Origin of the sequence: Mycoplasmopsis primatum ATCC 25948 (assembly GCF_000702785.1) — a bacterium.
GTDB classification, from domain to species: Bacteria; Bacillota_I; Bacilli_A; order Mycoplasmatales; family Metamycoplasmataceae; genus Mycoplasmopsis; species Mycoplasmopsis primatum.
The window spans coordinates 1-7,201 of record NZ_JNJV01000036.1 but is presented as its reverse complement, the minus strand read 5'-3'; the positions used below and the strand labels follow the sequence as shown (position 1 = coordinate 7,201).

Sequence of the window (7,201 nt, the reverse complement as noted above, 5' to 3'; positions counted from 1 at the left end):
TCCTTAAAACCAGTAATTGTTACTGTTCTAGTATTTGATTGTTTTCCATCTTTAACTATTTTAAACTCAACTACAAGAGAATTGTCTTTTACGCTAACATTTTCATACTCAATAGAAATGCCGGCGTTGTTTTGCAAAATAGCATAATTTTCAATGTTTTTCAAAGTAACTGATGCAAGTTCAATATTAGCTTTATCCTTAATATCTATTTTTACCTTAGACAATAATGTTTCTAACTCGTCTACTTCGGGTTTGTTTTTAGTACAACTTGCTGATATGACTGGCAATAATACCGTCGCAGAAGTTGAAAGTGCTAATAAATTAATATATTTCTTTTTCATATAATGCTCCTTCCATATAATAATTTTCTTTATTATATACATAATAAATTAAAAAACATATTTTATTTTTGACCTGATTTTGTGGTTTATTTTCACATTTTTGCAATAAATTCTAACAGTTCATTATTGATAAAAATAACTATATTTAATATAATATTTACTATTGGAGGAAAGAATGAAAAAAACAATTGATGATATTAATTTAAAAAATAAAAAAGTGTTAATGAGAGTTGACTTTAATGTTCCATTAAAAAATGGTGTGATTACATCTAATAAGAGAATTGTGGCTGCTTTGCCTACTATTAAAAAGGTAATTAATGAAGGTGGTAAATTAATTCTGCTTTCTCATCTTGGCAGAATTAAAGAACAAAGCGACACAGAAAAAAACGACCTTTTTCCAGTATCAATTGAATTGGCAAAATTGCTAAATAAACCTGTTTTATTTGTAGATTCAACCAGAGGCAAGGAATTAGAAAATGCTATTGATAATATGAAAAATGGTGATGTGATTTTAATGCAAAATACACGTTTTGAAGATCTTAATGAAAAAGCAGAAAGCAAAAATAATCCAGAATTAGCTAAGTATTGAGCATCATTAGGTGATGTATTCATTAATGATGCTTTCGGTACAGCTCATAGAGCACATGCTTCTAATGTGGGTATAGCTTCATTCATTAAAGAATCAGCTATGGGATATTTAATGTTAAATGAAATTAATTCATTATCAAAAGCTATTAAGAATCCTACTCACCCTTATGTTGCTATTATTGGTGGCGCAAAAGTTAGTGATAAAATTAAAGTGCTTGAAAATTTAATTCCACTTGTTGATAAAATGATTATTGGTGGTGGAATGGCTTATACATTCAAAAAAGCCTTAGGCTATGAAATCGGAACTTCACTATTAGAAGAAGATTTCTTGCCATTTGCAAAACAATTTATTGAAAAATATGGCACAAAAATTGTTATACCAATTGATAATGCGTGTGCTAAGGAATTTGCTGATGTAGATCCTATTGTTTGTGAGCTAAATATTCCTGATGATTTAATGGGACTTGATATTGGTCCTAAAACAATTAAACTATTTAAAGACACTCTTTTCAATGCAAAAACAGTGATTTGAAATGGCCCTATGGGAGTTGCAGAATTTAAAAACTATAGTAATGGTACATTAGAAATTGCAAAAGCTATATCTGAATTAAATTCATGCTATTCAATTGTTGGTGGTGGTGATAGTGTTGCCGCAGTTCAAAAACTTGGTATGGAAAATAAATTCTCTCATGTTTCAACTGGTGGCGGTGCTTCGCTTGAATTTCTTCAAGGTTTAGAACTTCCTGGAATTTCATCAATTCAAGATAAATAATAAATGCAAAAATAAAAAACAAATGGTTCCAATGAGCCATTTATTTTTTTGTTTTGTAAGGTTCTTATTAGTAAATGAAAGGAATTGCACCTTTGCTTCCATAATTGGTGTTCTACTTAAACTACATTTACATGGAGCAAATGAGGGGAATCGAACCCCCGTATCAAGCATGGCAAGCTTGTGTTCTACCACTGAACTACATTTGCAATTAAAATATGCAATATTATTTTATAGCAAAAATTGAAAATGCGAAATAATTTTTAACAAAAAAATAGAGAGTTTTACAACTTCCTATTTTTTATTATTTTAATTGTTTTATAGGGTTATTTGTTTATTTTTGAATCACAAACTCAACTAATGTATCAACTAATACGCCTTGTGGTTTTCCTTTTATATCAGCTGTGCCAGCAACATCGCAATGTATGTATGGAACACCATTAGTAAATTCTTTTAAAAACATAGCAGCTGTATTGCTATCTGATAATTCATCATTATTATAATTGTTTAAATCAGCTGTTATGCTTGCTTTGTTTGGCTTATGAAAATCTTGGTGTAAAGGCATTCTTCAAACTTTTTCCTTGGTTATTTCCGATGCTTTATTAAATATTTCTCAATTCTTATTATCAGTAGATCATATACCAGAATATGTTGTTCCTAAGGCTCTTACAACTGCACCTGTTAGTGTTGCAACATCAACTAAACAAGTTGCGTTTAATTTCTTGGCTCCATAAAATAAGCCATCTGCTAATACTAATCTACCTTCAGCATCTGTATCAGTAACTTCAACTGAAATACCGGACATAGATTTATATACATTTTCTGGTAAGGAAGCATTGCCAGCAGTTCTATTGTCAGTTATACACATAATTGCTGCTACGTTCTTTTTAATATTTAACTCAGCAATTGATTTTAGTGCATAAGCAACAATTACTGAACCGGACATATCAAATTTCATTCCTTCCATATGATAACCTTTTGTATTAACACCACCAGTGTCAAATGTTATCCCTTTACCAACTAACACAACTTTTTCCTTTGGCTCTGGATTTCCAATATATTCAAGCACAACCACTCTTGCCTCAAAAGTTGAGCCTTTGTTTACTGATAGCAATAAATTCATTCCTAAATCAGAAATTTGTTTTTTGTTTAAAACTGTGACATTAACATTTTTTACATTTTTAAAATCATCAACAATAAATTCTGCTAATTTTTCTGAATTACATTCATTTTCGGGCATAACTTGTAAATATCTACATTTATTTCTATTATTAGCAATGATTTCAAATTTATTAGCTAATGCAGCAAATGAATTATCTTTTAGTAAAAAAGTATATTGGTTCTTTTTATCTTCGTCTTTTTTAAGGTTAAATAATTTGCCTTCATAGAAAATAATTCTTGAATAAAAAGCCTTTAAAACAGTTTCAATCGGTAAATTTTTTGATACAAAAGATTCTAAATCAATTTGATAATCTCTTTTAGTATTAGTAATTTTGGTATCAATTAATTCCACTAAGTCATCATATGATTCAAATGATTTATCTAGATATATATAAGCTTTTTTATCAGCAAAAAATTCAGTAATTTCGCCTTGTTTTTTACTTAGATTATCATATTGGTTGCATTTATTAATTCCTTCGTATTGTGCAATTAAAAGTATTTTTTCATCTCTTTTTGTTAAATAATATTTTGACATATTTGCTCCTTTTTAAATTAAATGTTTTATATGAAAACAAAGTTCGTTAATTTCTATTTTATATAAAAATAGAATTAATGTGTGATAATTTATAAGATATGATAAAACATAAGATTAAAAAAACAATATTTTTAACAGCTTCCGTTTTTTCATCAATTTTGATATCTACGTCATGTACTAATACTAACAACACCGATAATACTTTTAGTTCAGATGAATTAAAAAAAGCAATTAATGAAGCTCAAAAAATAGTTAATTCCGCAAAACAAGATATTAATAATTATGATAAAAATGATATTGAAAATAAAGAAAAACTAATTAAACAAGCACAAGAAGAATTAAAGAATCATGAAAAATATTTTAGTAATCAAGATAAAAACAAAATTGATGAACTAATTAAAAAGTTATTGAAGCCACTTGCAAAAAAAATTGCTCCTTCTCCTAACCCTGCTCCCAAACCTAATCCAGTTCCTTTACCACCGAACCCATCACCCAAACCTAATCCAAAACCAGAACCAGGCCATGCAGGCAAAGAGTTAAAATTAGGTTTTTGAAACGTCGCTAATTATGGATCAAAAGCCTACTATAAAACTCAGGCCATAGCCTCAATTATTTATAAACAGCAATTTGATTTAATTGGTCTTGCTGAAATAGATAGTGATCAAAATTCAAACTATAGCCATATTGATGATGTTATTAAATTATTAAATGAACAGGAGCAATCTGTTTCGTCTTTTAATAAATGAAAATATATTATTTCTGATAAGTATCAACCTGCCAAAGGTTATCAAGGCCAAGCAGACTCATATATAGGAATGTTATATAAAGAAAATATGATTGAACCTGTGGCTTTTGAAGACGGAAAAGTCGGAAAATTTTATGATAATTCAACGTATGTTACCCCATACGGCGGTCATATCAGTAACTATAACAGACCACCATATGGAGTTAAATTTAAATTTAAAAATAACAATATTACTAACAATGATTTTACTTATATGATAGCTCACTTTGATGGGCCAGGCGTTAAACGTGATGACGTAAATGAAATTAAATATGCAAATAAAAATGGTTCCAGTGAAATGAATGAAGCAGCATCACTTGAAAAAGTTTTTGAATGATTTGATGAAAAAGATGGCGATAATAAAGATTTAATATTTGCAGGTGATACAAATATAAATGAGAATAATCATAATGAAGCTTTTAAATGAGTATATAACTCTAACAAAAAATACATTAATATTTTTGAACCTAAGGCAGAAAATAATTCATCATTAAGACATGAAATTGGTCAATACGCTAATTCGTATGACAAAATAATACACAGTGGTGATATTGCTTACAAAAATCCTTATATCTATAAATTATATGAATTTGTAAATGATAATTCGTTTTTATATTCTAATATTGATTCGCTTGAAGCATGAAAAGAATATATTGAAACTAAATATAATAATAATCAGGAAAAATATAAAAAGTTATTTCGCTATATATATAATGGAATTTCGGACCATTGTCCAGTTGGATACACATTAGCATTTAGTTAAATTTCTTTATTTGGCTGTAAAACAACTATATAAATAAAAAAGAAGGTAAAAGATGTCTAACATTGATTGTGCAATTAAGATACTAAATTATGTTTCTTCTGACTCATACCGTATTTCAAACATTGATAAGAAAAAGGAAACTATTAATAAGTTTTTATCAATAAATGACAATAACAAGCCCAATTCATTTAGATATTTAAACGAGGTTAAAATTTCTTCTTACTTTGAAAAGCTTAACCAAATTCTTAAAAAAATATTTCAAAATTGTTATGTGATGAGGAAATTACATTAAATGAAGATAGCACAGACAATAAAAAAGGTGCTGACTTAGTAGTGGTTGATAATAAACTAGATACAATAGCAAGGATTGAACTAAAATTTGGCAATGAAACTATTAGGAATATTGGCAATAAAACAATGAGCTATTTATTCACACTGTCTAATTCTGCCCAAAGTTTTGATTCACTATTTTCTGACATATCTAAAAGTCAGCGTTCATTTGTTTTGCAAAATAATTTATTGCCTAATGATGATGAAAAAATAGATCAAAATTTAAAGAAACTTTTAAGTGATAAATTAGCCAGTATATCTGATATAAAGGTCAATGACGAAAGAATAGATCAATTGTTGAAAACCACTGGAAATATTAAGGAAAATGTTGGAGAAAAAATTTTTAAAGTAAAAATTTCCTATAATGATGATATTAATAAAAGCATCAAAATGGTGGAATTGCCTAATAGCACAGGGATATGAAAAATCCAAAACATTAGTTTAGCTCCAAAATCATCAAGATTGCAAATAATAATAAGTAATGAAAGCATTTCGGTCAAATTTTTGTTAAACTGAAAGAATAATTATAAATTTAATGGCTTAAAATATGCAGCAAGATTAGGTTTAGGTTCATCTTCATGAAATGTTTGGGTTTCAAAAATAAAACCATAATATAAAACAAGTTTCATCAGGAGCAATATATGCAAAAAACATTAAAGAAAATTAAAGATAGCAACAATTATAATAAGGAACTTGATAAATTTTACACAGCACCTGTTATTGTTGATAAAGTAATAAATCATATAAAAGAATTGCTGAATGAACATAATTTAAATATTAATAATTTTAATTTTATTGAACCATCAGCTGGGGCTGGTGCTTTTATAGATGGTTTAAAAAAGAATTTTGATAATCCTAACATTGTTGCTTTTGACATTCATCCTGAAGGTAAAAATATTATTAAGGCAGATTTTCTAAATCTAACCCCTCAATATTCTAACAACAACATAATAATTGGCAATCCACCTTTTGGCTATAGAGGTTCTCTTGCTGCTGATTTTATTAATAAGGGTTTTGAATGAGGACCTATTATTGTATTTATATTACCTATTCAATTTAGAAGATATAACATACAAAAAAAGATTAATGCTAATTTAAAGCTCATCAGTTCAACTGAAAATCTTCCAAAAAATTCATTTATTTTATCTAATTCCCCATACAATGTGAATTGCTTAATTCAAGTTTGAGTTAACAAAAAATATAGTGCTTTATCAGATGAAGCAGACTTAAGACTCTATCAACCCTTGCCAAACAAACACGAAGACTTTAAGTTATTTATTCATAATAATACCGCTGAGACATTGAAATACTTTAATAAAGATAAATATATGTGAGATTTTGCTGTTGCACGCCAGGGTTATTATGATTACAATCATAAAATTACTGATCCAAAAGAATTAATAAAAAATGTTCAATATCTTTTTGTTAAATACGAGTCTATAATTTCACCTAAAATATTTGAAAAAATTGATTTTAAGAAACTATCAAATGTTAATACTTCTGTCCCTGGTTTTTCTAATACAGATTTAGTTAAAGAATACGTAAAAATCAAAAATAAGTTTAAATAATTACATTATTTACCTATAAAACAGCCAAATAATAAAAAAACAGGCTTGCCTCCTGAGTTTCCGAGTTGCAGAAGCAAAAAATAACATTTAGTCCTTATTTATAGTCTAATAAGGAAAAAATGTTATTTTTATTTACATACCATATTTATTATTCTTCTATATGTTTCAAAATTAGTTAAGTTTGTTTTGTTTTCTTGATCATTAATATATATTTTTTCAACTAAGGTGTCGTTTGAATATTTTCAAATGGCTATTGCTGATTCGATTGCTTTTATGAATTTAGAATTTGTTACTGTTTCATCAACAACACCATAATCTTTTAATTTTTTATTAATAGTGCTTAAAATAAATTTTATAACTAC

8 protein-coding genes and 1 tRNA gene are annotated in these 7,201 nt (G+C 27.5%); 5 read left to right on the top strand and 4 right to left on the bottom strand.

Annotated features, from left to right (window positions below):
- A partial coding sequence (locus T386_RS0103745) for a hypothetical protein (RefSeq protein ID WP_029513796.1) occupies positions 1-341 on the bottom strand: 341 nt, incomplete at its 3' end.
- A gap of 175 nt (positions 342-516) precedes the next feature.
- Here T386_RS0103745 and T386_RS0103735 point away from each other — a divergent pair.
- Entirely contained in the window at positions 517-1,701 is a 1,185-nt protein-coding gene (locus T386_RS0103735) for a phosphoglycerate kinase (protein ID WP_029513795.1), read from the top strand.
- A gap of 132 nt (positions 1,702-1,833) precedes the next feature.
- Here the strand turns inward: T386_RS0103735 and T386_RS0103730 are convergent.
- Both T386_RS0103730 and T386_RS0103725 read right to left on the bottom strand, forming a co-directional pair.
- Positions 1,834-1,907 (bottom strand) — tRNA-Gly (locus T386_RS0103730).
- Positions 1,908-2,032: 125 nt separating this feature from the next.
- Positions 2,033-3,394: a M17 family metallopeptidase gene (locus T386_RS0103725; RefSeq protein WP_029513794.1), complete on the bottom strand. Its 1,362-nt coding sequence runs from the start codon at positions 3,392-3,394 to the stop codon at positions 2,033-2,035.
- Between the two features lie 98 nt (positions 3,395-3,492).
- Here T386_RS0103725 and T386_RS0103720 point away from each other — a divergent pair, with 98 nt between their 5' ends.
- The 4 genes from T386_RS0103720 to T386_RS0103705 are packed head-to-tail and all read left to right on the top strand — an operon-like array spanning position 3,493 to position 6,839.
- A complete protein-coding gene (locus T386_RS0103720; protein WP_051622806.1) occupies positions 3,493-4,941 on the top strand; it encodes an endonuclease/exonuclease/phosphatase family protein in 1,449 nt (482 codons plus the stop codon).
- Between the two features lie 52 nt (positions 4,942-4,993).
- Entirely contained in the window at positions 4,994-5,233 is a 240-nt protein-coding gene (locus tag T386_RS04620) for a hypothetical protein (RefSeq protein ID WP_029513792.1), read from the top strand.
- Positions 5,206-5,883, top strand: coding sequence for a hypothetical protein (locus tag T386_RS0103710; protein ID WP_029513791.1), 678 nt, complete (start codon positions 5,206-5,208; stop codon positions 5,881-5,883). Before T386_RS04620 ends, T386_RS0103710 begins: the two co-directional genes overlap by 28 nt.
- Positions 5,884-5,912: 29 nt before the next feature.
- On the top strand, positions 5,913-6,839 hold the full coding sequence (locus T386_RS0103705) for an SAM-dependent methyltransferase (protein ID WP_051622805.1): 927 nt from the start codon (positions 5,913-5,915) through the stop codon (positions 6,837-6,839).
- Positions 6,840-6,967: 128 nt separating this feature from the next.
- Here the strand turns inward: T386_RS0103705 and T386_RS04615 are convergent.
- On the bottom strand, positions 6,968-7,201 hold a 234-nt coding region (locus T386_RS04615), incomplete at its 5' end, for a hypothetical protein (protein WP_036460079.1).